Below are 25,122 nucleotides of genomic sequence, written 5' to 3' on the forward strand. Positions count from 1 at the left end.
CAGGTTACGCCGGCCGGCGGCGTACCCGAATGCGAACATGCTCCCCGTTTTCGCTGGTTGTCGGCTCTACCTCAATGCGGTCAGCCTCGTCGTAGTACTTGGCTACCCCCCGCACAATGCCCACGGCCAGCGCCCCCATTCGTCGTGCCGACACATAGTCGATAAACAACTCATCGGGGCCGACGCGGGTGACGTTGAGAACGGGCGGCGAGTTTTCGGTGTGCTCCTGCCGCACCTGCCGGTGCATGGTGCCCTCGGTGTGCTCCAGCATATCCAGGGTAGTCCACTCGGGTTGTAGCAGCTTCTGATACATATACATCAGATCAGGCACCAGGTACTCGCCAAACTTTTCGTGCAGTTCATTCGCAGAAAGCCCAGTCATTTCGGCCGCTTGCCCTACCAGCTGGTACATGTGCTCGTCGGGATAGACATGCTTATGGTCGAAGTCGGCCGCGGACAGCCCGGAGTTCTCCAGCAGTTGAATCCAAGTGCTGTGGTCGTATTGGGTCTGAACGTAGCGCTTCAGCAGGGTGAATATAGTTCCGTGCATAGGGACGAGGTTACGGGTAAAAAGATACCCAAAACCCTTTACGTAGGAACTATCAAATACGATAAAGAGCAGGCTGCTTGCACAACCTGCTCTTTCTGTCAACCGCAGGACGAACTTCCTACAGGTTACCGATTACCGTCATGGTGCTCAGCGTCGGCGAGGCTACCCCACCCTCGTCCTCTACCGTCATGGCAAAGGCCTGGGCGCTGGCAATGTCCTTCATCTGCTGGATGCTGTCACCGGTGGCCGTGGCCGTAGCCAGTACCCCGGCATCAACGGGCTTGCCGTTGTCGAGGGCCCAGAGCTGGTACTGCTTGCCGGTTGGCAGTTCGGGCAGGTTGCGGACATCCACGTACACAGCCTTGGTTTTCGCATTGTAGTACACGCGGGCCAGGGCGTCGGGGGCTTTGGGCGTACCCTTCAGTTCCACGGCGCGGAAGGCTTCGTTGCGCAGCACCGAGAGCTGCTGATCCCGCTCGTTAAGAGCCGCCTTCTGGGTAGCTGCGTACCGCGACTGTTCGGTTTGTGCTACTTCCAGGTTGGCTTCGGTTTGCTTGAGCCGGTTGTAAAGCAAGAAGTTACCAATACCGCTCAGCAGCAGCAAAGCTACTGAAGCAGCAACCAGCCACCGCGTCCGGCTGCTGCCAGATTCCTGGGTAGGCAGTTGCCGCACAACGGCTTCTTGCTGCACCGGCGCAGCCGCAGGGGCTGGTGCAGAAGCTACCATGCGGGGGGTAGCCGAAGACCCATCACCGCTGAGGGGTGCCGCGGCGGGTTGTTGGGGCTGGCGGATTGCCTGCTGCCAGTTCTGCAACACCCGGTCGCGCATTTCGGCGGGCGGGGTAATGGCATGCGCCTGGGCGTAGGCATCCAAGCCGCTGATAATGCTGTTCAACTCCCGGGCAACTTCCGGGTGTTCCCGTGCGATGCGCTCAACTTCGGCGCGCTCGACCTCATTGAGTACGCCTAGGGCGTATTCCTCGAGGATACCTGATTCGATATACTCTTGAATGTTCACGATTACCGAATCAATTTAGAAAGTACTTTAATGGCCGCCCGGGCGCGGGTTTTCACCGTGCCGAGCGGAAGGTTGAGTTCGTCTGCCACTTCGCTTTGCGTAAATCCGCCGAAATAAAGCAGGTCCACGATTTGCCGCTGCTCCGGATTCAGCTGGCGCGTCATTTCCTGCAAGCCAATGTGCTCAGGTCGGAACGAGGGTTCGGCCGCCTGGCGCAGCGCTGCACTTTCCTCTATCGGCTGCGTACGACTACCTACGCGGTACTGTCGGGACCGGATTTTGTCGATAGCTAAATTTCGGCACACATTCATCACCCACGTAAACAAACGGCCCTTATCGGCGTCGTACGAAGGGAAAGAGTGCCAGATTTTAACCATGGCTTCCTGCAGTACATCTTCCGCAATTTCTTCTTTTTTGACGATGCGCAGAATCACACCGTACAAAGCTGCGGAGTACTTGTCGTAGAAAATGGTCATGGCCCCTTCGTCCCGGTCGCGCAGGCGTTGCACGAGCAGAACTTCAGTTTCGAGGGCAGCTGACTCTGGAGTGGGAGCAGACACGGGCAGCAACTAAGAGAAACAGGGCGGCGTAACTCTACGGGCCCTGCGGATGAAACGAAAGTACTGGATAAACCTAAACTTCGGCGTAGCAGCACCTGAAAAGTGCACCTACCCTACCTGGGCCGTATTGCTACGGCTCTCATTCAAGTGAAGTTACCAAGGCCGAGCTTAACCTAAAAGTCCCCGGCTTGTTTCGTTTCCTGCGGCCCGCCCCCGGCACGAGTAGCCTCCCGAATCTTCCTTTCCTTCTTAGCATGGCAATTGAATCTTTCAACCCCTATACCGGCCGCACGGTGCGCCGCTTCCGGGCGTTCAGCTGGACTAAAACCGAGCGTATTCTCTCCCAGGCCCACAAAGCCTTCGGCGAGTGGCGGACTACTGCCTTCGCCCACCGGGCTACCCTCATGCGCCGGGCGGCCGAGTTGCTACGCGAGCGGCAGGATGAGCTGGCCCGCCTGATGGCCATTGAAATGGGCAAGCCCGTGGTCGATGGCCGCGCCGAGGTAGTGAAGTGCGCCCTCACCTGCGACTACTACGCCGAGCACGCCGAGCACTTCCTGGCCGACGAGGAAATCAAGACGGAAGCCCAGCACAGCTTTATCTCGCATGAGCCCATTGGGGTAGTGCTGGCCGTGATGCCCTGGAACTTTCCGTTCTGGCAGGTGGTGCGCTTTGCAGCCCCGGCCCTGATGGCAGGCAATGTGGGCCTGCTCAAGCACGCTTCTAATGTGCCGCAGTGCGCCCTGGCCCTGGAGCAGATCTTCCATGACGCGGGCTTTCCGCCCGCTACCTTCCGCACCCTGCTCATTGGCTCCGACTTGGTAAGCAAGCTGATTGAAGACGACCGGGTGAAAGCCGTGACGTTGACTGGTTCGGAGCCGGCCGGGGCGCAGGTAGCCGCCACGGCGGGCCGCGAAATCAAGAAAACCGTGCTGGAGCTGGGTGGATCCGATGCCTTTATTGTGCTAGCCGACGCCGATGTGGAGCTGGCTGCCAAAACCGCCGCCCAGGCCCGTATGATTAACGCCGGCCAGAGCTGCATTGCCGCCAAACGCTTTATTGTAGAGAAGCCGGTAGCTAAAGAGTTTGTGGCCAAAATGAAAGCGCACTTACTGGCCTTCCAGACCGGCGACCCACTCGACGAAGCTACCCAGTACGGCCCCCTCGCCCGCCCTGACCTAGCCGACGAGCTGACTCAACAGGTAGCGGACTCCGTGAAGCAGGGCGCCAAGGTGGAGCTGTTCGGGGGGCAGAGCAAGCCGGGCACCGCTTTGTTCCGCCCCGTGATGCTCACCCATGTAAAGCCGGGCCAGCGCGCCTACGAGGAAGAGTTTTTCGGACCTGTCGCCATCATCCTGGAGGCCAAAGATGCCGACGATGCCATCCGCCTCGCCAACGACTCCCGCTTCGGGCTGGGCGGTTCCATCTGGACCCACGACGTCAAACGCGGGGAACAGCTGGCGCGCCGTGTGGAAGCCGGGGCCGTATTCGTGAATAGCATGGTGAAGTCGTCGCCGGAAATGCCGTTCGGGGGCGTGAAGAAATCGGGCTACGGCCGCGAGCTTTCCCACCTCGGCATCCGGGAGTTCGTCAACCAGAAATCAGTGTGGGTCGCGAAGGAAACCAAGCCGGAAGCTCAGAAGAAAGTAGAGTAGTCCGCAGAGGCGGCGCGCCAACCGATTCAGCAACGAGTGTTTTGGCGGAGGTCAACTCTCTTTCGCCTACCCCCTTATTGCCCATCAGACCTCTAGTAGAGCAAGTACCTTTGCTGCCCAGCAGCTAGTAGGCTACTGTTTGCTTACGCAACTTGCACTCTCTTTTTATTTGGTTTATCTGGGTGATGAATCGATTTGACCGCGTAACAGCCATTCTAATCCAGTTGCAGGCCAAACGCACGGTGAGTGGCCCCACCTTAGCTGAGCAGTTTGGCGTGAGCTTGCGCACCATTTACCGCGACCTGCGCACGCTGGAAGAAGCCGGGGTGCCACTCCTGGGCGAACCAGGAGTGGGCTACTCCCTGGTAGAAGGCTACCGGCTGCCCCCCGTGATGTTTACCCGCGAGGAAGCCACGGCCCTGCTCACCGCTGAAAAGCTGGCCGCCCACCTCACCGACGCTCCCACCGCCCGCCTCAGCAGTGCCGCCATGGACAAGCTGCGCGCCGTATTGCGCCGCCCGGACCGCGACCATCTCGAAACCCTGGCCCCGCATATTCAGGTATTAGGACCTCGTGCACAAACTGGCTCCCCCGAGGCCTACCAGCAACTGGTAACTGCTGTAGCCACGCGCCAGGTGGTACGCCTGCACTACCAGTCCGCTGATACCGCCGCCCCTTCCACCCGCAACATTGAGCCCGTTAGCTTGTACCGAAGCCGGGTGTGGCACGTGGTAGCGTACTGCCGGTTGCGAAAGACCTTTCGGGATTTCCGCCTGGACCGGATTCAGCAACTAGAGTTGCAGACGGAAGTTTTTACCCCGCGCCCTGAAGCGCTGCAGCAGCACTGGGCTGCACAGGCTAAACAACGGCCCAGGGAGAGAGTCGTGCTCCGGTTTCAGCCCACGGCTATGCTGCCTGCCTCAGTTCAGCACCTGCAAGATACCAAGTACCAATATGGGTGGACCCAGGAACAGCTTTTACTGGATGGTAGCCTGGAAATGACCTTCTTAATCGGCGACCTGCCCTACCTGGCTACTTGGCTGCTACCCTACGCCGGGGCCGTAACCGTGGTTGAACCGGCGGCTCTGGAAGAGCATCTGCGTGAGTTGGCGCAACGGGTGTATTCTTTTTTTGCAAGCCCAAAAACATGCTGACATAGGGCTGTCAGTGGGCACCCCAACCTTTGTAGAGTCGAAAGTGACAAACACCTTTTCACCCCTCTTTACAAAGTAAAAAATGGAAAACGCACCATTGACCCCTGGAAATGGGGAGAGCAAACCAACTCCGTACAAGCCGTTGAAATCAAGCAGCCCGCTGGCACGCTCTATTGCTCTGGCCAGGTAGCCATTGATGCAGAGGGCCGGCCCAGCACCGCCGCCATGCGCAGCCAGTTGCAGCAGATTTTCCAGAACCTGGAGCACTTAATCAGCGAAGCGGGGTATGAGTGCCAGGGTATTGTGCGGCTGAATGTGTACACCACTTCGGTAGCGGAGTTTTTCACGACCTGCACCGATATCTACCAGGCCTGGATTGCCCGTCACGGCGTTAAGCAGGCGACTACCATGGTAGAAGTGCAGGGCCTTTTCGCTGGCCTGACCATCGAGTTGGAAGCTACCGTAGTAAAATAAGCTTTTTCGTAACTAAGCAAGCCAAACGGCAGGTAGTACACCTGCCGTTTGGCTTGCTTAGTTACGTATGACTCGCGCCGCGTGTGTTGAAGCCTTGGCTTTGACACGCGCCCAAAGTTGCTCCAGCCCTACCCCTGCCAGCACGCCCAAAGTGTAACACAGTAGGTCACTCCACAAAAAGCCGTGGCCTAGCATGAGGCTGCCTAGTGTAGTGCTACGCACGGCATCTAGCCAAGGGGCATGGTACAACTGGCTTAGCTCAATAAGAAAGGCAAAGCCCAGGGCCACGGCCGCAGTTTTAGTGCTACCCCCTAGCGGGCGCCAGAACCTTAACATCCAGAATACCAGCAAGGCCCAAAGCGCGTCGCCGGCGTAGGCGCCTACCCAGGCTGGCAACACCAAGGAAAACCGGCGCGATGCCAGGCCCAACGCTACGGTCAGCAGGCTTAGTAGAGCGTAGCGGATTCTGTGTTTAGATACTGTAGTCAAAGTTGTAGAGGTAATGACGGATCAAAACTAGTATTTACTTTGTATTTCAAAGTAATTTGCCATACAATTGCAGCGCGTTGGCACTCGTTGCGGAGCGCAGGCGTTTTACCCCGGATTGTTAAGAAGACATGGAATATTTTGTAGAGAAAGAATCGGTGGTCCGCACTATTTGGGGCAAGGCCGATACAGTGCTATTCATTTTTGCCGGGGCGGCCGCCGAGTTTGCCGTTAATAAAGCCGTCGACTGGCTGTACTTTACCGGTCGTCTCCCCGCTGACCCGCTCGGCCGTCTATTCTCTACCGTAGAATACGCCCGGCAGATTGTGTTTGCCGAGCGCCACGGGGCGGAGCGGGCCATTGATACCATTGCCGCCATTCATGAAGCCGTCGAGGCCAAGCGGGGCCAGCGCATCCCGGCCTGGGCTTACCGCGACGTGCTGTACATGCTCATCGACTACTCTATCCGCGCCTTTGAGTTGTTGGAGCGGCGACTGTCCGAGGCCGAAAAGGCGGAGGTGTTTACCATCTTTTGCCGGGTAGGACAGCGTATGGGCATTCCTGATTTGCCGGTTACCTATGCCGCCTGGCTCCCCGACCGGGAGCTGCATCTGGCCCAGGACCTGGCGCACAGTCATTTTACGACTAACCTCTACCAACAGTACCGGAAGCACCTGGGGCCGTTGCGTTACCAGTTGCTTTTGCAAGGTCAGGCGCTGGTAGTGCCCGAGCCCGTGCGGGAGTTGCTACGGCTTGGGCGCCGCTCCTGGCTACGGCCGGTGATGCCTCTGTACCGACACACCCAACACCTGGCCCTGAGCAAATGGGTAAAGACGAGCTTGCTTCCGGTGGAATACCGGGCTCAAATTGATGCGCTGGATGTAGAACCAACTCATGTGGAAAGGCGAGCAGCCTGATGTGAAGGCAGAGGGTAGGAAACCTCTCTGCCTTGGTTAGGCAAGTACTCCGCAACAGTAAAAAATATTGGGCTGCGCATTTGTTTTTTAAGCGACAATCCGCGCCTTCCTCTACCTGCCACCGGGGCTTTTCTAACCCGACTGGCAGGTAGTTTTGCTTGTGCACTAAGCGTAATGGCTTGTGGCTAAGGCCTAAAATATGCGCACGAGGGCTGAAAAAGAGGTTTGCAACTAGAGCATAAACGAGGATACATTAGCATTATTCACCGCTCCTGTTGAATTATTTCCCAGGCTATGCAGACATTCCTGCAATCGTTTTCTGGCTCATTTTTTCTTTTGAGTACGCAGCCACTTACTGGGTAGAAATTCAGCTTTTACCCTGCCGATCTGCTTGCACTACTGCTGAATTGTTCAGCTCCCGCTCTTTCGTCTAACCCTTTTTGTCCCCAAATCCCACCCGTATGCACAGAACCTTCTACAGGTATGTTCAGCGCGTCCGTACCCAAGGCCTGGCTTTGCTCGGCGGACTCTTCTTTCTGAGCCAAGCGCCGGCTCAGGCCCAGCAGCAGCTCGTCTGGGAAGAAAACTTCAACGGCACCACCATCAACCCCAGTACCTGGACCTTCGACCAGGGTGATGGGTGCGCCCAAGGCGTGTGCGGCTGGGGCAACAGCGAGCTGGAAACGTACACCAACCGCCCCGAAAACGCCCGCGTGGAAGGCGGCAACCTCATCATTGAGGCCCGGCGCGAAAACTATCAGGGTAAGGCCTTCACTTCGGCCCGCCTGAAAACCCTGGGCCGCGTGCAGTTCAAGTATGGCACGCTAGAAGCCCGCATCAAAGTGCCCAACATGCAAAACGGGCTGTGGCCGGCCTTCTGGATGCTGGGCGCCAGCGGCACCTGGCCCGCCAGCGGCGAGGTTGATATTATGGAAATGGGCTCGGCGGCGGCCATTCAGGCCGGGCTTACCAACCGGCGCCTGGGTGGCGCTACCCACTGGGAAAACAACAACAGCCACGCCGCCTACGACACCCACTACGACAGCCCCACCGACCTAACCACCGACTACCACGTGTACCGGATGACCTGGGACAGCCAGGCTATCCGCATGTTTATTGACGACCACGAGTACTACGCCATCGATATTTCCCGGGCCGCCGCCGCCGACCTGGAGGAGTTTCATCAGGCCCAGTATATTCTGCTGAACCTAGCTGTGGGCGGTCAGTACACCGGCATTTACGACCAGAACGCCATTACAGCGCCCCTGCCCGGTCAAATGCTGGTTGACTACATCCGCCTCTACCAAAGCCCCGGCGACGAACTGTACCTAGGCTCCAACAACAGCATTGCCGGCGACTTTGGCATCTATACCGAAAACCCGGCCATACCCAACCGGCTGGTCTACGGCCAAGATGCGAACCTCTACATCTGGAACAACCTCACCAACATTGCCTCCCCTACCCCCTTCGAGGGTCAGGAAGTGCTGGCCTTGCGCGCTAACGCTGGCAGTTGGTTTGGCTTCGGGGTGGATAACCAGGTGAAGAACCTGGCGGCCTTCAACAATGGCTCCCTCAAATTCCAGTTCAAGACTAGCTACGCCGGGCAGTTCAAGTTCGGTATCAAGTCGGGCGCGGGGGAAAGCTGGGTGGACTTTCCGGCTGGCGTGACCAAGCACGGTTTGCTGCGCGACGGGCAGTGGCACGAAGTGGTTATTCCGATGTCGGCTTTCGGCAACGGCGACCTGGGCTCGGTGACGCAAACCTTCATGTTTGCCGGCGACGCCGCCAGCAGCCAGGCCGATTTCTTTTTCGACAACATCTACTACAGCGGCGGCGTGGCGGCCAACCCCGCTCCTACCGTGAGCCTAACTTCGCCCACCAACGAGGCCCTGGTTACGACGCCTGCTACCCTCACCCTGACGGCCAACGCCGCCGATGCCAATGGGTCGGTAACCAAGGTAGAGTTCTACAGCGGCTTTACCCTGGTTGGCACTTCCACCACGGCCCCCTACAGCGCCACTTGGGCCAACGTAGCGCCCGGCGTGTACACCCTCACGGCCAAGGCCACCGACAACCAAGGGGTAGTAACTACTTCGGCTCCCGTAACCGTGTTTGTGGCCTCGCCTAACAACGTGGCCCCGGCTGTCAGCCTGACTTCGCCCACGGCCAGTACCAGCTTTACCACGCCCGCTACCATCACGCTGGAGGCCAATGCCACCGACTCGGATGGCAGCGTGTACAAAGTGGAATTCTACAACGGCACGACTCTGCTGGGCACCGATTTCACCAGCCCGTACACCTACACCTGGAGCGGGGTAGCCGCCGGCACCTACTCCATCACGGCCAAAGTAACCGACAACGGCAAAGTCTCGACGACCTCCGCCCCCGTGAGCATCACGGTGAAAAGCAACGTCATAGCCGGCCCCAACTTTGGGGTGTACACTGATAACGCCCAGATGACTGACAAGCTGGTATTTGGCCAGGATGCCAACCTCTACATCTGGAACAACCTCAGCAACATTGCCTCCCCTACCCCCTTCGAGGGCCCGAACGTGCTGGCCCTGCGCGCGGCAGCTGGCAACTGGTTTGGCTTCGGTATTGCCAACGACATCAAGAACCTGGCGGCTTTCAAGGATGGCTCCCTGAAGTTTCAGTTCAAAACCTCCTATACCGGCCAATTTAAGTTTGGGGTGAAAACTGGTGGAGCCGAAGGTTGGGTTGATTTCCCGGCTGGTGCCACCCAGTATGGCCTCCAGCGCGACGGGCAATGGCACGAGGTGATTATTCCGCTGCGCGCCTTTGGCAACCTTGATTGGGCTACCCTGGAGCAGTCGTTGATGTTTGCCGGCGACGCCCCCGCTGCTCAGGCCGACTTCTTTTTCGACCACGTGCACTACAACACGCAGCCGGTAGTGGTAGCCCCCGTTACCTACTGCGGCACGGCCGCCAGCGGCGACTACAGCTACGCCGTTACAACTACGGGCACCAGCGTGAACTTCACCTTCCACCCCTTGGGTAGCGTAGCCGGCGGCAACCTGGCTATTCTCTACGTGAACGGCCCGGGCTACAGCATGACCAAAAATGCCGCTGGCGACTTCACCTACACCCTGCCCAACCAAACGGCCGGCCAGGCCCTGAACTTCTACTTCACCTACGCCGTGCCCGGTGCCGGCGAACGGAACTCGGCCGCTGCGCCCCACAGCTACACAGTAGGCACCGCGTGCGGCAGCACGCCCGCTCCTGCGGCGCCCACAGTTAGCCTGACCTCGCCCACGGCTTCGGCCAGCTTCACGGCCCCGGCGAGTATCACCCTCACGGCCGACGCGGCTGATACCGACGGTACCATCAGCAAAGTAGAGTTCTACCAGGGCACTACCTTGCTCGGCACCAGCACCACCAGCCCGTACACGTTTACCTGGACGGGTGCCGCGGCCGGCAGCTATTCGCTTACCGCCAAAGCCTTCGACAACTCGGGCCTTTCCACTACCTCGGCTCCGGTGGCCGTAACGGTTAGCAGTGGCACCACCCCCGGCGGCGACGCGGGCGGCTACTGCGGCACGGCTCCCAACGGCGACTATAGCTGGAAGGCTGTAACCAGTGGCTCCAACGTAACCTTTACCTTCCATCCGCTGGGCGCTACGGCGGGCGGCAACCTGGCCATTGTGTACGTGAATGGCCCCGGCTATGGCATGACCAAAAACTCGGCTGGCGACTTCACTTATACCGTTGCCAACCAAACCGCTGGCACGGCTCTGAACGTGTACTTCACGTATCAGGTAGGCGCCGGTGGCGGCGAGCGTAATACCTCCGCTACCCCTCATACGTACACCGTAGGCGCCAGCTGCGGAGCTGCTCCGGCTAACGTAGCGCCCACCGTGGCCCTCACCTCGCCCACGGCTACCAGCTTCTCCGCTCCGGCTACCATCACGCTTACGGCTTCGGCCGCGGATACCGATGGCAGCATCAGCAAAGTAGAATTCTATCAGGGCACCACCCTGCTGGGCTCCGATGCGACGGCCCCGTACAGCTTCACCTGGAGCAACGTGCCCGCCGGCAACTACTCGCTCACGGCCAAAGCTTTTGACGACAAAGATCTTTCGGCTACCTCAGCCGCCGTGGCTATTACCGTCATCATTCCCGATGCCGATGGCGACGGCTACCCTGCCGACCAGGACTGCGACGACCAGAATGCCGCCGTGCATCCCGGCCTCGTGTTCTATGCTGATGCCGATGGCGACGGTTTCGGTAACGCCACAGCTCCCACGGTAACGGCCTGCACTGCTCCTGCCGGCTACACCCGCCAGGCCGGTGACTGCAACGACCAGGACGCCGCCATCAACCCCGCCGCGAAGGATGTGTGCGGCCAAGACCGCAACTGCGACGGTAAGCTGGACCTGCCGGCCCAAGCGGCGCCCACGGTGGCCGTGCAGCCTTCGTCCTCGGTATATACCGGTGGCGATTCCAAGACCATTTACCTGGGCTATGGTGCTCAAAGCGTGCAGCTGAAGGCTTCAGCTGCCTCGGCTACGGCTTACTCCTGGAGCCCTGCTGCCGGCCTGAGCGCTACCACGGGTGCTACGGTGCAGTTCACTCCTTCCCAAGCCGGCAGCTACACCTTTACCGTAACGGCCCGGAATGCCGCCGGCTGTACCGCCAACGCTACCGTAACCATCACCGTGATTGATGCCCGCGGCATAAAGCACCAGGATAAAGTGCTGGTATGCCATCAGGGTCAGGTGCTCGAAGTCAGCTCGAATGCCGTTGCGGCTCACCTCAACCACGGCGACAAGCTCGGCAGCTGCTCGGCTACGGCGGCCCGCCCTGGCGCTACCCCAGCGGCTTCGGTGGCCGCTGCTAGCAGCGCCGTTACTACCGATGTAAGCTTCTACCCCAACCCCGCTCAGGAGCGCATCAACCTGGACGTGACGCTGGCCCCCAGCACCCACTACTCGCTGGCCATCTACGACTCGAAAGGCACTTTGCTGAAGACAATCAGCAGCGGCCCGGTGAGCAGCCAGCGGATTTCCCTGGAGTGGAATGCCCACGATTTTGCCAATGGGGTGTACCTGGTGCGCCTCATCACCGATAAGGAGGTCATCAACAAGCGCCTGGTAATCCAGCACTAACCCGCTACAAACTTAGCTTTCAGCAAAAAGCCCCAACCGCTTGGTTGGGGCTTTTTGTTTTAGGCGAAATTTTCTCGCACCGCGCCTGCTGCAGACGCCCGAGGAATCGGGCTATGGTTACTTATGGATGCCCCAGATATCTTGTGCGTTTGCAGCACTGGAAGGGGTAACGTGCTTACACTTGGTTGGGTACTACCTCCACCTGTACGGCATGCCGGGCCGTGCCTTTCAGCTCGGCCAGGATTTCGTAGGACCGGAGGCGGGCGGCGTGGTCGTAGATGTGGGAGACGACCATCAGCTCATTTACCTGCGTTTTTGCCACGAATTCTTCCAGCTTGCGGGCAATGGTTTCGGGGCCGCCAATGAACACGTAGGTCATCATCTGGCGCACGGCGGCCTCCTCGTAGTCGGTCCAGTAGCCCTCCATGCTGTCGAGCGGGGGCTGCAAGGGTAGTGTGGTGCCGCGGATGATGCCCAGGGCAAATACATAGAACGAGGTAGCCAGCCGCTCGGCCTCTTCGTCGGTATCGGCGGCAATGACGTTGATGCAGGCCATGGCGTACGGCTCCGCAAGCTGCGCGGACGGCCGGAAGTTGCTGCGGTACAGGCGCAGGGCCTCGTGCAGGTAGGTAGGCGCAAAGTGGCTGGCGAAGGCAAAGGGCAAGCCCAGCATGGCCGCCAGTTGGGCGCTGTAGGTGCTGGAGCCCAGCAGCCAGATCGGGATGTCCAGCCCCTCGCCCGGCACGGCCCGTACCCGGCTACCCCGGTTTTCGGCCGAAAGGTAGGTTTGCAGCTCCTGCACGTTCTGGGGGAAGTCGTTGGCAGCGGTGTGCTGGTCGCGGCGCAGGGCCATAGCCGTTAGCTGATCGGTGCCGGGGGCGCGGCCCAGGCCCAAATCAATACGGCCGGGGTAAAGCGAGGCCAGCGTCCCGAACTGCTCGGCAATAACCAGCGGGGCGTGGTTGGGCAGCATAATGCCCCCCGAGCCCACCCGGATACTGGAAGTGCCGCCCGCAACGTGCCCAATCAGGATGGACGTGGCCGAGGAGGCAATGCTGGCCATGTTGTGGTGCTCGGCCAGCCAGAAGCGCTGGTAGCCCCACTGCTCGGCGTGGCGCGCCAGGTCCACGGTGTTGCGGAACGTATCGGCGGGGGTGTAGCCCGCCAGGATGGCGGCCAAGTCCAGCACCGACAGGGATAGAGAGGCAAGCGGAGTGGTATTCATAACAGATGGGGGTAGTAAAAACCGGTGATGGACGAGGAAAAATCTCGCTCCTGCTCTGCTGCCAACCCGACCATGCGCGACCTAGCAGCGGAAGGCGAAAAAACCAAGTTGGGGCCCTAAAGGTTTAGTTTCGTAGCATCTGACAGGGCTGCCGGCACCGTACATCTAGCGTTGTCCTACCCCACCTGCTTACCCACTACCTGCATGGAAAATGAACTTCTCACGGGCAAAAAAGCCCTTATAACGGGCGCCTCCAGCGGCCTGGGGTTTGCCATGGCCCAGGCCCTGGCCGAAGCGGGTGCCGCCGTGCTTATTACGGCCCGCAGCCGCGCGGCCCTCGATGATGCCTGCCTGCGGCTAAGCCATCTGAAGGGCCGCGTACAGGCTCGGGTGCTGGACGTACGCGACGAGGAATCCATTGCTGCTACGGTGGAGTGGGTGCGGGCGCACTGGGGCGGGCTGGATATGCTGGTGAACAACGCGGGCATCGGCATGCGCACGGTCAACCCCGATTTCATGACCTCGCCCCAGCCCTTCTACCACGTCAGCGCAGCCGGCTTCCGCAACCTACTGGACACGAACCTGACGGGGTACTTTCTGGTAGCCAAAGCCTTTGCCCCACTGTTTGTAGCGCAGGGCTATGGCAAAATCGTGAACATATCGATGAACCACGAAACGATGCGGCGCAAGGGTTTTATTCCCTACGGCCCGTCGCGGGCCGGGGCCGAGTCGCTTTCCCTGATTATGGCCGAAGACCTGCGCGAACATCAGGTAGACGTGAACATGCTGCTACCCGGCGGGGCCACCGAAACCGGCATGATTCCGGAGGAGCAGCGCGCAGCCCTGGCGGGCCACGTCTCGCTGCTCAGCCCCGACATCATGGCCCGCCCCATCGTGTTTCTCGCCTCCGACGCCAGTACCGGCCTTACCGGCCAGCGCATCGTCGCCACCGAGTTTGAACAGTGGCAAACCCAGCAAGCCGCAGTGCAATAAAGCCCTCAGCCCAGCCGACGCGGCGTGCCCCGGTTACCTAGTAAAGCCTCCGAAAGAGCACAACAGCCTTTCTGCTTCGGCCTGAAAGAGCAACCTTGGCAATGGGAAGTTGCTCCCGAACGTATCCCTACCCTATTCCTGATGCAGAACCCTTTCTTCAACCGCGGCTTTCAGCGCAAGCGTCCGGCCAGCACTCACGTACTACCCCCCGGCCAGTACGAAACCCAGGATTTTCCGGTTCTCAGCGCGGGCCCTACGCCGCGGGTTGCCACCGCTAAGTGGTCGTTTGGGCTTGATGGGCTGGTGACGACTCCGCAGCAGTGGAGCTGGGCCGAGTTCAACGCCCTTCCCCAGCAGGACTTCACGGTAGATATTCACTGCGTAACCCAATGGTCGAAGTTTGACACCCGCTGGCAGGGCGTCAGCCTAGATACGCTGCTGAACTTGGCGGGCCCTGCCCCCGAGGCCCGCTACGTACTGGTACACTGCTACGGCGGCTACACTACCAACCTGCCCCTGGCCGACCTTACCGGCGGCAAAGCCTTTATCGGGCTGCTCTACGACGGGAACCCCCTGCCCCCCGACCACGGCGGCCCGGCCCGGCTGGTAGTGCCCCACCTCTATTTCTGGAAAAGTGCCAAGTGGGTGCAGCGCCTGGAGCTGCTGGCCGAAGACACCCCCGGCTTCTGGGAACGGGCCGGCTACAGCATGTACGGCGACCCGTGGAAGGAGCAGCGCTACCTCGACGATGACGAGGACCTGGCCGCTGGCACCCGATGAGCCGGCTAGAGTGGCAGCTAGCTACCGTAGCCGCCGTACTGCCGGAAACTCCGCGGGTAAAAACCTTTCTGCTGAACCTACCCTCCTGGACGCCCCACCGGGCCGGGCAGCACTACACGCTCCGCCTCACTGCCCCCGATGGCTACCAGGCCCAGCGCAGCTACTCCATTGCCTCTGCGCCCGAACAAACCGGCCAGATTGCCTTAACCGTGGAGCTGATTGACGAAGGAGAAGTATCGGGCTACCTCTTCGAGGGCATTGCGCCCGGCGACCAGCTGGAAGTGCGCGGGCCCATTGGCGGGTATTTCGTGTGGGAAGCTACGCCCCAGGCCGGCCCGCTGCTGCTGGTAGCGGGGGGCTCGGGCGTGGTGCCGCTGATGGCCATGCTGCGCCACCGCCAGCGGGCCGGGGTGCACAACCCCACTGTGCTGCTTTACAGCGTCCGGACCCCAGAGGATGTTATTTACGGGCCGGAACTACACGCCATGGCGTCCGCTGATTCATCCTTCACGCTGCTGCTAACCTTTACCCGCCAGGCACCCGCCGGCTGGGCCGGCTACCAGCGCCGCCTAGATGCAGCCCTGCTGGCCGAGGTAGTTAGCCGCTTCCCTACCCCACCGCAGTGCTTTATCTGTGGGCCAAACGGACTGGTAGAATCCGCCGCCACTGGGCTGGTAGCCCAGGGAGTGCCTGCGGGAGCTATTCGCACCGAGCGGTTCGGCCCCAGCGGCAGCTAACGGCGCAACTTACCGGAGTGGGTAGCTGCTGCTACGACAGGTAGCCCCGCACCCAGTACACGGCATAGCCAACTATTTCGTGTATCAGAATACTCCACAAACGCGGGGCGTCGTCGCTGGGAATAAGCCAGTAGGTGAGCGTAGGCTGCCGGTCGGTGGAGTAATAGGAAGCCGGGAAAACGGCTGGCTGCAGGCCTACCTCCCGGAAGCAGCCCAAGGCTCTTCGCTCATGAAAAGCCGACGTAATCAACACAATAGACCTGATTTCGGGATGCTGAGCTACTACCGCCTTCGTGTTGAGGGCATTTTCACGGGTGTTGCGGCTGCGGGTTTCCAGCAGAATATCCTGCCGGGGCACGCCGGCCAGTCGCAGCAAAATGCCCAACTCTTCGGCCTCAGTTTGCCCTTTTGTTCCGCCCAACGCCCCCGACCCGCCCGACACAATGATTTTGCGGATTCGACCGGCCCGATACAGCCACAACGTGTGCAGCAGCCGGTCGGCGCCCTGCTCCACATACACCCGGTCGTGCGGCGACTTGCGGCCCTTCGTGATACCCGTCAGCAGCACGCCGGCATCGTGGCGGCCCAACTGGCGCAGCGTTACGGGCGGCACCTCCCAGGCCAGCAACGCTTCGTTCACCAGCGCCCCGTTGGTCAGCACCAGGGCCAGGGCAACAGCCAGCCTCAACAGCCGACGATACCACCGGGAGTGGCGCAGCAAGAAGGCCAGAACCAGCAGGCCAGCCAGCCAGACGGTAGGCGATATAAGAAAATCCAGGATTTTAGATAGCACGAAGAACATAGCACAAAGCTACGCGCGGCGGGCTAGCGCACCACATTGCCCACCTGTATTGCCTGGTGGCCCTGGCTGGGTAGCAGCAAGTACCCGCCAAACCCAGTACCAAAACAGGCGGCCGGTAGTAACCGGCCGCCTTTTGTTCACTTAAAGAAAATAAGCACCGCCCGTTCTGTAGGCAGATGCCTGTTAAAGTGCCGCTACCAGCTCGTCGGTGCAGGTTTGCAGGTGCGTGAGCATGTTCAGAACCTCTTCCTCGGTGCGGAGGGTGTCGCACTCCATCAGCCGGCCCCGGCAGTAGGCCACGAAGAACGGCGCTACTTTGGCGTCCATCATTTTGCGGGCTACCGGGTTTTCATCGACATCGAGGCGCAGAAAAACGGTTTTCTGGAAGCGGGCATCCTTGGAGAAACGCTCGAAGGGTGGAGCCAGCAGGTCACACACGTCGCAGTTTTCAGAGGTGAATTTGGCCAGCACGCGGGGGTAGTCGTGGATGATGGTGCGGAGACCTTCGTCGTTCGTGTCAATTACTTTCATGCAGGAAGTGCTAGGTGAAGGTCGGCCTGAAGCTCGGTGGCCCAACTCAGGGCTTCTCCGGCAGACAACAAACCATCCCGGAAAAATTCCATGACAGAATGGTTTTTTAATTGCCTGAAACGAGCGACCCGCTTCCTTAGTTTTTCCCGAGCATCATCTGGCGGATGTACTTCACGGGCGCGCTGCCGTAGCTGAGGAACTGCTCGTGGAAGGTTTTCAGATCGAACTTACTGCCCTGCTGCTTTTTAAGCTCCTCGCGCAAATCATAAATTTCGGTGGAGCCGGTGAAGTAGCTGCTCAGCTGTACCTGGCTGAGGGTGGCGCGGCGCCATTTGTTGCGGGCCTCGGCTTCTTCCTGAAACCCGTCGCGCTGGAGCAAAGCCACGGCCTGGGGCTCCGTGATGGTGCCGGCTTGCACATCGTGGTCGAGGATGGCGTTCAGGGTCACGCGCATGTTCCACTTGTCCCACATCAGCCAGATTTCGTCGGTGTTACCCCCGTAGCCGCTTTCCAGCATCATGCGCTCGGTGTACACGGCCCAGCCCTCAATCATGGCCCCGTTGCCGAAGATGGATTTCACCAGCGAGGGGCTGCGGTTGGCATATACCAGCTGGGTGTAGTGGCCCGGAATGGCTTCGTGGATGTTGAGAATCTGGAGGGTGTACTGGTTGTACTCGCGCAGGTAGCTTTCGGCCTGGGCCGCCGTCTGCCCGTCCAGTGGCTCCACGTTGTAGTAGGTATTGGCGGCTTTGTCGTAGGGGCCGGGGGCCGAAATGCTGGCGCCGGCGCCGCTGCCCCGCATGTACAGCGGGGTTTCGCGCACTACCAGGGGCTTGGTGGGGTCCTGGGTCAAGAGCTTATGGTCATCCACCCACTTCACGAGGGTAGGCATCTGGTCTTTCACGGCCTGCACGAAGCCGGCGGGGGTAGCGTGCTTTTCGGAAAGCTTGCTGATGACCTGCTTGATCATTGCCACTGAATCTGAGGGCGCGGTTTGGCCGGGGAAGTAGGTGGGCCAGAGGCGAGCAGCACGCTTGCCCATGTCCCGGAGCAGCTCCTGGCGGTGCCGCTGGGCCTTCTGGTACACCTGGTCGGCGGAGTACGTCGACTGAATATCGAGGGCAAACTTGCGGTCGAACAGCGGCTTACCGATGCGGAAGCTCCGGAACTTGCCGGCCGGCAGCACCTCCTGCTGCAGGAAGCGCACGTAGCCTTCCATTACGAGGCGGGTAGTAGCAATGCGGTCCGTGAGGTCCTTTTTCTCCCGCGCCGTGAGGCCCGACTTCGCCACCGAATCTTGCAGAGCCGGCCCGAATACGGCCAGCCCGCCCTGGGTTTGCAGAACGGCCAGGTTGGTATGCTCGCGGGTGGGCGTCTGGATGTTTTGCTTGGCGGCCTCGTAGTAGTCGGCGGCGCGGCTGATCTTGCTGCTGATGGCGCGCAGGCGGCGGTCGAGGGGGTGGTAGCGGCCGTTCAGGATTTCGGCCACCGAGGAGCCCAGGTTATAGCCGGCCGGGTTCCACTGCCAGTCGCGCAGGCTGTCGGCGTAGAAGCGCGCCGACTCCAGGTAGTTCTGCAGCAGGCGGTAGTCGGTCTGGTTGTTCACCGAGAGGTCTTCCACTTTGAAGATTTCCATTTCCTGGCGGCGGCGCTTGAGAGCGGCGGCTTCCGTCTGGCGGCGGCCCGCCGAGGGAATCACCAGCAGGGAATCGTAGCGGTGGTAGCCGGCCGAAGAAGCCCACTCGGGGTTGTAGTACCACAAGGAGTCAATGAAGCGCTGCTTGTAACGGTCGAAGTCGGCATCCACCGTTTCGGGCGTGCCGGAGGTAGGCTTGGTGTTGGAATTGCAGGCGGAGAAAGCCGCCAGGCCAGCCACGGCCGCCAGCAGCGCCAGCCGGGAAGAGTAAGATTGCGTCATAAATACAGGGAGAGGGGTAGTAATTCAGGTGCCAAGGTAGCGGACAAGGACGCGAGAATGGCGCTCGGCGTTGCGGGCCAAGCTCCCCGGAGGTAGGCCTGGCCGAGTTGATAGTGGGTACTACAGCTATGTTGTGCATTTCTCTATGCATTTTTAGGCCACTCTATTCCCATTCCCTACCCCCTTCCTATGCCCCAATCTGCCCAAAGCCGCCGCCATTTTCTTCAAATCCTTAGCGCCGGGCTAGCCGGCAGCGCCCTGCTGGCGGCCTGCGCCCGTGCTGGTTCAGGCTCCCCCGCTGCCAACAGCTACCTGGTGTACGTGGGCACCTACGGCCCCCAGGAGCAGGACAACATCTGGCTCTACCGGCTGGAACCGGCTACCGGGGCGCTGACGCGGGTAACGGGAGCCCGGGGCGGCGCCAGCCCTTCCTTCCTGACGGTGGATGCCCAGCACCGCACCCTCTACGCCGTGAATGAGGTAGACAATTACCAGGGCACACCCAATGGGGGCGTCAGCGCCTTTGCCATCGACCGGCAAAGCGGGGGCCTGACGCTGCTGAACCAGCAGGCCTCGGGCGGCACCATTCCCTGCTACATCAGCCTCGACCGCCAGGGCCGGCACGCGCTGGTCGCCAACTACGGCAATGGCACGGTGGCGGCCCTACCCCTGGGTGAGGGCGGAAAGCTACAGCCGGCTTCTTCGGTAGATCAGCACACGGGCCACGGTCCGCACAAAAACCAAACGAACCCGCGCGGCCACTGCATCTTGCCTGACCCAGCCGGCAAGTACTTTTTCGCCGTGGATTTGGGCAACGATACCGTGTACGGCTACACCTTGGCGGCTGATGGCAAGCTGCAGCGCCTGCCTACCCCAGCCCACCAAACCAAGCCCGGCGCGGGGCCGCGCATCCTCACCTTCCACCCCAGCAAGCCCTGGGCCTACCTCATCAACGAGCTGGATTCCACCATGACGGCCCTGGCCTACGACGCTGGCAAGGGTAGCTTCCGCGAAATTCAGACAATAACCACCCTGCCCGTCGGCTTCACCGAGTGGAATGCCTGCGCCGACGTGCACGTATCGCCCAACGGCCGGTTTTTGTACGGCTCCAACCGCGGGCACAACAGCCTGGTAGTGTACGCCATTGACCCCGGCAGCGGCCGCCTGAGCCTGGTGGAGCACGTGATGCTACCCGGCAAAACGCCCCGCAGCTTCACCCTCGACCCTACCGGCCGGATAGTACTCGTGGCTCATCAGCAGTCTGATACCGTGGTTACCTACTTCGCCGATGCCCGCACCGGCCGCCTCACGCCCACCGGCGTGAGCGTACCCATGACGGCCCCCGTATGCCTGCAGGTATACCCCGACTTTCTGCGGGGCTAAGGGGTAGCCGACGGAGTTGAAGAAGGGTACTATTTCGGCTGGCTTGACGTTTGCTTAGCGGCTCCTGGCGCTGCGCAGCCGCAAGCCAGCCGATTTTTCTTTTCTTCTGTAGCTTGTTATGAAACGTCTTGGTGGCTTGGCACTGCTGGCCCTCCTTCCCCTCTCCTTACGTGCCCAGCAAGCCGGTTCGGTGCAGCGGCTCGATGAGAGCAATGGCTTTCGGGGCCTGCACTTTGGCGCACCGCTCACCGAGGCCCTGCACCTGCGCCTCGTTCAGGACAGCGGCGACGAGAAGATTTACGAGCGCACCGACGAGGACCTGCGCCTGGGCTCTTTTTCGGCCACGCGCATTCACTACAAGTTTTTCCGGGGGCAGTTTGCCGCTGTTACTATCATCGTGAAGGGCGCCGAACATGCCCAGCGCGTGTTACCCACCTTCCAGCACGTGTATGGCCCGGGCAAGATAGAAGGCTTCAGCTGCAAGTGGCAGGGCCGGCAGGTGGCCCTTTCCTGCGCCTCCTGGAGCGACGATAATGCCATCCTGGCCATGTCGAGCCTACCCCTTGCCGCCCAGATGAAGCAGGCCAAAGCAACGCCGAAGTCTACGAGTAAGTAACGGGGTAGCTTTTTAATTGCCGCCCACGGCCCTGGGGCTGCAGCTTATCTTTGGTAGCCCTGCACCGGGAAGGCCGGGTCCTCATAGGGAGCCAACACGGGCTCGGCCTGGCTATCGGCTTTGAACAGCATAACCTCGCGCCGTTCCGGGGTGTAGCGAGGCCAGCTGGGGCCCGGCTGCCCGGTTTTCATGAAGCGGGCCCAGTGCGCGTGCATGGCCGCCGCCAAAGCGGGGTTGGAGGCTTTGCTAGGGGCTGTGGCCGTGGCCGCCGCAGCTGCTGCGGCGGAGCTACCGGCGGGAGCATTCCACACGAAAGCCAGCTCCTGGGCATGGATGGGCTGGGTACGGGCATCCGCGTAATCGAAGCGGTAGAGCCAGGTAGGCGTGCCCTGGGCGGCCAGCTGGTCCGCCAGGCGGTAGGTAGCCAGCCGGTAGAGGTAATCCGTCAGAACTGCATTCCAAGCGTCTAGATCCGGCTGGGAGCCGCGGCGCGCCTGGTAGGCCTGCCATACGTAGGAGCTGTTTTTCGAGCCGAACACCAACCGCAAGCCTTCTTCATTGGGCTCATGCAGCACCGAGCCGGGCCCACTGAACAGCCGCGCTTCCTCTAGGTTGGTGCCCAGCAGCACCCGTACGGGCGGCCGCGTCTGGCGCAGGTAATCCAAGGGAGGCGCCACAATGGTCTTGCCATCGAGCACGGGCCCGAACACCTGCAAGCCCCCGGTGCCATTGGCAAAGCGTGCCTGAGCCCGCACCAGAGAATCGGCGGGCAGGGTGAGCAGGGCGCCAGCGGTGGGCAGATGCAGAGCCTGGAGCAGGTCTCGCGTCACGGCCCCGGCAGTAGCCGTGTCGCGGATGGCCTGCACGGCGCCGCTTTCCAGAATCACTTGCTGAAACAAGCCTTGCGCGGCAGGCGTCACCAGCAGGCCGCCTACCAGCTTTGCCCCCGCCGATTCGCCCATGACCGTTACCTGGTTAGGGTCGCCACCGAAGGCGGCAATGTTCTGGTGCACCCAGCGCAGGGCCGCCACTGCGTCGAGCAGGCCGCTGTTGCCAGCCTGAGCGTAGCTGGGTCCTAGGCGCGGGCCCAGGTGCAGAAAGCCCAGGCTACCCAGGCGGTAGTTGATGCTGACGGCCACAATGGTATCCTGCGCGGCAAACGTCCAGGCGTCGTTATCCTGGCTCGAGCCCCCGGTAAAGGCCCCACCGTGCACCCATACTACCACCGGCCGCCGCTTGGCCGTGGCCGGCGCCCACACGTTCAGGTAGAGGCAGTCCTCGGAGCCCTGCACCCCGGTTGCCCCAGTCGTTTGCATTGCCTTCGAGCCAAACTGCAAGGCGGCAAGCGGGTTGCGGTGGCGCTTCGGCGGCTGCGGGGGCCGAAAGCGGAGCGGGCCTACCGGAGGCTGGGCGTACGGAATACCACGGAATACCCGTAGGCTACCCTCCTGCACGCCCTGAACCCGGCCCTGCTTGGTTTTAACCACCGGGGCTACCTGTTGCGCCTGAGCTGCCACTGGCGCAACACCGAGGCTCATGCCTAGTAGTAAGGCCCCCAACACCTTACGATACAAATGGCAGCTGAAGTAACAAGTCATCTGGAAAGGAAACGAAAACAATTCAGAAGCTTTGAGGGGTAAGGCAGCCCCACCTCCTACTTAAGACGAGGTTGTGCACTGCTTTTCAACGTAGGTAGTCAATACGCCGGCAGGCGGTTCGTTATGTGAGTTGTTGCTGCTTGGAGCAGTGCAACGTCAGCCGGCCAGATTCCGCCCTGAGCTAGAAGCGACCGTAGTATTATAACGACTGCACACGGTACGCTTCAGCTCTGCAGGATGGGGTAGTTGCCGCAAAGCGTGGCTGAGTTTACAGGTTAGCTTTTCAGCAGCGTGGCGCACTGGCTGGCTATTTCCAGCTCCTCGTTGGTGGGCACCACCAGCACCTTCACGCGCGCACCCGGCCGACTGATTTCCCGAATACCGGGGCGGCGAAGCTGGTTTTCCTGCTCATCCAGCTCAATGCCCAGAAACTCGAGCCCCTCGCAGGCTTTCCGGCGCACCAGCGCGTCGTTTTCGCCTACCCCCGCCGTAAACACCACCGCATCGAGCCCGCCTAGCACGGCCGCGTAGGCCCCAATGTACTTGCGGATGCGGTAGGCGTACAGGTCGTAGGCCAAGGTAGCGCGGGCATCGCCCTGCTCCAGGGCTTTGGTGATGTCGCGCATGTCGCTGAGGCCCGTGAGGCCCAGCATGCCGCTTTCTTTATTAACCAGCGTGCTGATTTGTTCGTCCGTGTAACCGAGTTGGCCCATGAGGTGCAGCACCACGGAAGGGTCCAGGTCGCCGGTGCGGGTACCCATTACCAGGCCACTGAGGGGGCCAAAACCCATGCTGGTATCGAGGCAGCGGGAGCCATGCACGGCGGCGGCGCTGCAGCCGTTGCCCAAGTGCAGGGTAATCAGGCGGGCATCAGGCAGGCCCAGGTGGGTAGCGGCTTGAGCTGCCACGTACTGGTGGCTGGTGCCGTGGAAGCCGTACACCCGAATGCGCTCCTCGGTATAAAGCTTTTCGGGCAGGGCGTAACGGAAGGCGTGCTCAGGCAGCGTCTGATGGAAAGCCGTATCAAACACGGCTACCTGCCGGGCCTGGGGGAAGATGCGCTCCGCTACGTCAATGCCCAGCAGGTTGGCCGGGTTGTGCAGGGGCGCCAACGCAAACAGCCGCCGGATTTCCGCTTTTACCTCCTCAGTTATTTCGGTTGTCGCCGCAAAACTTTCGCCCCCGTGGACTACCCGGTGCCCGACCACTTCCACTTCGGCCGGGTCGCGCAGCACGCCTTGGTCCGCATCCGTCAGCAGGGCCACTACCTCGCGCAAACCGGCCTCATGGTCGGGCAGGGCCAGGGTGCGCCGCACTTCGCGGGGCGCATCCGGGGTAGCCTCCGGGCCATAAACTTTGTGCGTGATGGTGGCATTGGGGTAGCCGATGCGCTCCACCAGTCCGCTGCATACGGGTTGCCGGGCCGGCCACCGGAACAGCTGGTACTTGATGGAAGAGCTACCGGAGTTGACAACGAATATGTTCATAGAGCAAAAAGAGAGGCAGAAAGCTCATGCAAGAAAACCAAGCTGGCTTTTTAGCTTTGAATTCCCCGCCGGGCTGTCGAGTGGGCTTTGTAGGTATTCCCTATTTTTTGCTCGGCAGGACTTTCTTCACCAGCCGAACAATTTGGTCAATAAAGAAACCCACCACGAGCCCAAACACCCCGCAGGCAAGTACCTTGGCCAGCCAGGCTACGGCCGGCACGTTGGCTAAAGCATGTTCCAGGTCGTGCAGCAGGTGGGCGGTAAACGGAATGCCGTGGGCAATGATTTCGGCTCCTACCCACAGCATGGCAGCCGTACCTACGTAGCTCAGGATGCGCAGGAAATTCGGCATGAACTTCACAATTCCCCGCCCAAATTTCTGGGTAGTGGGACCGTACCCTTCCCCGGCCAAATGCAGGCCAATATCATCGGCTTTTACAATCAGGCCCACGAAGCCGTACACGGCTACGGTAATAAAAACCGCTACGGCCAGCATCACGATAACTTGGTTAACGATGGGCTGATCGGTTACCTGGCTATAGGCAATAGCCATGATTTCCGACGATAAGATAATATCCGTTCTAACGGCGCCCGTAACGCGCTCTTTCTCCAGCTCCTCGGGCGTAATGGCCTTTACCTGCTCACTTTCAGGATGCACCTCGGGGTGCTTGCTGAACATGGAATGTACCTTTTCATAGCCTTCGAAACACAAATACGCCCCTCCCAGCATTAAAATGGGCGTAATAGCCCAGGGAGCGAAATACCCCAGCACCAAGGCTGCCGGAGTTAAAATCAGCAGCTTGTTGATGAGTGACTTTTTGGCAATCTGGTAGATAATAGACAGCTCCCGGGAAGGGTCCAGGCCCACGACGTACTTGGGGGTAACTGCCGTGTCGTCTATGACGATGCCGGAAACCTTGCCGGTGGTTTTGGCTACCTGCGCCGGCACGTCGTCGAGGCTAGCGGCGCTGACTTTTACCAAAGCCGAAATATCATCTAGTAAAGCAAAAAATCCTGAAGGCATATTCTGTGTTGGCTACGCTATTTCTGTTTCAGAAAATGGTGTACTTCTTTCCCATTTTTATCAGGGTGCAAGCTACAGGAAAGCAAAC

Annotated in this window: 21 protein-coding genes; 10 read left to right on the plus strand and 11 right to left on the minus strand. The window is 60.5% G+C overall.

Annotation, left to right across the window (positions count from 1 at the left end):
- Positions 1-4 precede the first annotated feature (4 nt).
- The 3 genes from K3G63_RS06080 to K3G63_RS06090 all read right to left on the minus strand — a co-directional run bounded on the left by K3G63_RS06080 (position 5) and on the right by K3G63_RS06090 (position 2,128).
- Positions 5-550: a heme NO-binding domain-containing protein gene (locus tag K3G63_RS06080; RefSeq protein WP_220613172.1), complete on the minus strand. Its 546-nt coding sequence runs from the start codon at positions 548-550 to the stop codon at positions 5-7.
- Between the two features lie 118 nt (positions 551-668).
- Positions 669-1,568 carry an anti-sigma factor domain-containing protein gene (locus K3G63_RS06085; protein ID WP_220613173.1) on the minus strand — a complete coding sequence of 300 codons (900 nt, stop codon included), beginning with the start codon at positions 1,566-1,568 and terminating at the stop codon, positions 669-671.
- A gap of 2 nt (positions 1,569-1,570) precedes the next feature.
- Positions 1,571-2,128, minus strand: coding sequence for a sigma-70 family RNA polymerase sigma factor (locus K3G63_RS06090; protein ID WP_310794563.1), 558 nt, complete (start codon positions 2,126-2,128; stop codon positions 1,571-1,573).
- Between the two features lie 254 nt (positions 2,129-2,382).
- Here K3G63_RS06090 and K3G63_RS06095 point away from each other — a divergent pair, with 254 nt between their 5' ends.
- The 3 genes from K3G63_RS06095 to K3G63_RS06105 all read left to right on the plus strand — a co-directional run bounded on the left by K3G63_RS06095 (position 2,383) and on the right by K3G63_RS06105 (position 5,411).
- The gene (locus K3G63_RS06095) at positions 2,383-3,783 is read left to right on the plus strand and encodes an NAD-dependent succinate-semialdehyde dehydrogenase (protein ID WP_220613175.1); all 1,401 of its coding nucleotides are present in this window, start codon (positions 2,383-2,385) and stop codon (positions 3,781-3,783) included.
- A 185-nt stretch (positions 3,784-3,968) separates the two neighbouring features.
- Positions 3,969-4,937 carry a YafY family protein gene (locus tag K3G63_RS06100; protein ID WP_220613176.1) on the plus strand — a complete coding sequence of 323 codons (969 nt, stop codon included), beginning with the start codon at positions 3,969-3,971 and terminating at the stop codon, positions 4,935-4,937.
- A 147-nt stretch (positions 4,938-5,084) separates the two neighbouring features.
- Positions 5,085-5,411, plus strand: a complete 327-nt coding sequence (locus K3G63_RS06105) for a RidA family protein (RefSeq protein WP_310794573.1) — start codon at positions 5,085-5,087, stop codon at positions 5,409-5,411.
- Positions 5,412-5,468: 57 nt separating this feature from the next.
- Here K3G63_RS06105 and K3G63_RS06110 read toward each other — a convergent pair whose 3' ends face one another.
- Positions 5,469-5,900 carry a DUF2809 domain-containing protein gene (locus tag K3G63_RS06110; protein WP_259404280.1) on the minus strand — a complete coding sequence of 144 codons (432 nt, stop codon included), beginning with the start codon at positions 5,898-5,900 and terminating at the stop codon, positions 5,469-5,471.
- A 128-nt stretch (positions 5,901-6,028) separates the two neighbouring features.
- Here K3G63_RS06110 and K3G63_RS06115 point away from each other — a divergent pair, with 128 nt between their 5' ends.
- Complete coding sequence (locus tag K3G63_RS06115) at positions 6,029-6,814, plus strand: oxygenase MpaB family protein (protein ID WP_220613177.1); 786 nt, start codon at positions 6,029-6,031, stop codon at positions 6,812-6,814.
- Between the two features lie 461 nt (positions 6,815-7,275).
- Positions 7,276-11,940, plus strand: a complete 4,665-nt coding sequence (locus K3G63_RS06120; protein ID WP_220613178.1) for an Ig-like domain-containing protein — start codon at positions 7,276-7,278, stop codon at positions 11,938-11,940.
- A 175-nt stretch (positions 11,941-12,115) separates the two neighbouring features.
- Here the strand turns inward: K3G63_RS06120 and K3G63_RS06125 are convergent, their stop codons facing one another.
- Complete coding sequence (locus tag K3G63_RS06125) at positions 12,116-13,165, minus strand: LLM class flavin-dependent oxidoreductase (RefSeq protein ID WP_220613179.1); 1,050 nt, start codon at positions 13,163-13,165, stop codon at positions 12,116-12,118.
- Positions 13,166-13,369: 204 nt separating this feature from the next.
- Here K3G63_RS06125 and K3G63_RS06130 point away from each other — a divergent pair, with 204 nt between their 5' ends.
- The 3 genes from K3G63_RS06130 (at position 13,370) to K3G63_RS06140 (ending at position 15,675) form a co-directional block, all read left to right on the plus strand.
- Complete coding sequence (locus tag K3G63_RS06130; protein ID WP_220613180.1) at positions 13,370-14,158, plus strand: SDR family NAD(P)-dependent oxidoreductase; 789 nt, start codon at positions 13,370-13,372, stop codon at positions 14,156-14,158.
- A gap of 141 nt (positions 14,159-14,299) precedes the next feature.
- The gene (locus K3G63_RS06135) at positions 14,300-14,938 is read left to right on the plus strand and encodes a sulfite oxidase-like oxidoreductase (RefSeq protein ID WP_220613181.1); all 639 of its coding nucleotides are present in this window, start codon (positions 14,300-14,302) and stop codon (positions 14,936-14,938) included.
- The gene (locus K3G63_RS06140) at positions 14,935-15,675 is read left to right on the plus strand and encodes a ferredoxin reductase (RefSeq protein ID WP_220613182.1); all 741 of its coding nucleotides are present in this window, start codon (positions 14,935-14,937) and stop codon (positions 15,673-15,675) included. The genes K3G63_RS06135 and K3G63_RS06140 overlap by 4 nt, the downstream gene beginning before the upstream one ends.
- Before the next feature lie 31 nt (positions 15,676-15,706).
- On the opposite strand, the gene K3G63_RS06145 is transcribed toward K3G63_RS06140, so the two are convergent.
- From K3G63_RS06145 to K3G63_RS06155, 3 genes are all read right to left on the minus strand, one after another.
- Entirely contained in the window at positions 15,707-16,477 is a 771-nt protein-coding gene (locus K3G63_RS06145; protein ID WP_220613183.1) for a YdcF family protein, read from the minus strand.
- 183 nt (positions 16,478-16,660) lie between these two features.
- Positions 16,661-17,008 (minus strand): thioredoxin family protein, encoded by a 348-nt coding sequence (locus tag K3G63_RS06150; protein ID WP_220613184.1) that lies wholly within the window; start codon positions 17,006-17,008, stop codon positions 16,661-16,663.
- Between the two features lie 136 nt (positions 17,009-17,144).
- The gene (locus K3G63_RS06155) at positions 17,145-18,926 is read right to left on the minus strand and encodes a DUF885 domain-containing protein (protein ID WP_220613185.1); all 1,782 of its coding nucleotides are present in this window, start codon (positions 18,924-18,926) and stop codon (positions 17,145-17,147) included.
- 189 nt (positions 18,927-19,115) lie between these two features.
- Here K3G63_RS06155 and K3G63_RS06160 point away from each other — a divergent pair, with 189 nt between their 5' ends.
- Both K3G63_RS06160 and K3G63_RS06165 read left to right on the plus strand, forming a co-directional pair.
- On the plus strand, positions 19,116-20,309 hold the full coding sequence (locus tag K3G63_RS06160) for a lactonase family protein (RefSeq protein ID WP_220613186.1): 1,194 nt from the start codon (positions 19,116-19,118) through the stop codon (positions 20,307-20,309).
- A gap of 118 nt (positions 20,310-20,427) precedes the next feature.
- Positions 20,428-20,925, plus strand: a complete 498-nt coding sequence (locus tag K3G63_RS06165) for a hypothetical protein (protein WP_220613187.1) — start codon at positions 20,428-20,430, stop codon at positions 20,923-20,925.
- A 44-nt stretch (positions 20,926-20,969) separates the two neighbouring features.
- Here the strand turns inward: K3G63_RS06165 and K3G63_RS06170 are convergent, their stop codons facing one another.
- From K3G63_RS06170 to K3G63_RS06180, 3 genes are all read right to left on the minus strand, one after another.
- Positions 20,970-22,523, minus strand: coding sequence for a carboxylesterase/lipase family protein (locus K3G63_RS06170; protein ID WP_220613188.1), 1,554 nt, complete (start codon positions 22,521-22,523; stop codon positions 20,970-20,972).
- Between the two features lie 275 nt (positions 22,524-22,798).
- Entirely contained in the window at positions 22,799-24,010 is a 1,212-nt protein-coding gene (locus K3G63_RS06175) for an acetate/propionate family kinase (protein ID WP_220613189.1), read from the minus strand.
- Between the two features lie 100 nt (positions 24,011-24,110).
- A complete protein-coding gene (locus K3G63_RS06180; protein ID WP_220613190.1) occupies positions 24,111-25,034 on the minus strand; it encodes a DUF808 domain-containing protein in 924 nt (307 codons plus the stop codon).
- Between the last annotated feature and the right edge of the window lie 88 nt (positions 25,035-25,122).

Origin of the sequence: Hymenobacter sp. HSC-4F20, from assembly GCF_019599275.1 — a bacterium.
In the GTDB taxonomy this organism is placed as follows: Bacteria; Bacteroidota; Bacteroidia; order Cytophagales; family Hymenobacteraceae; genus Hymenobacter.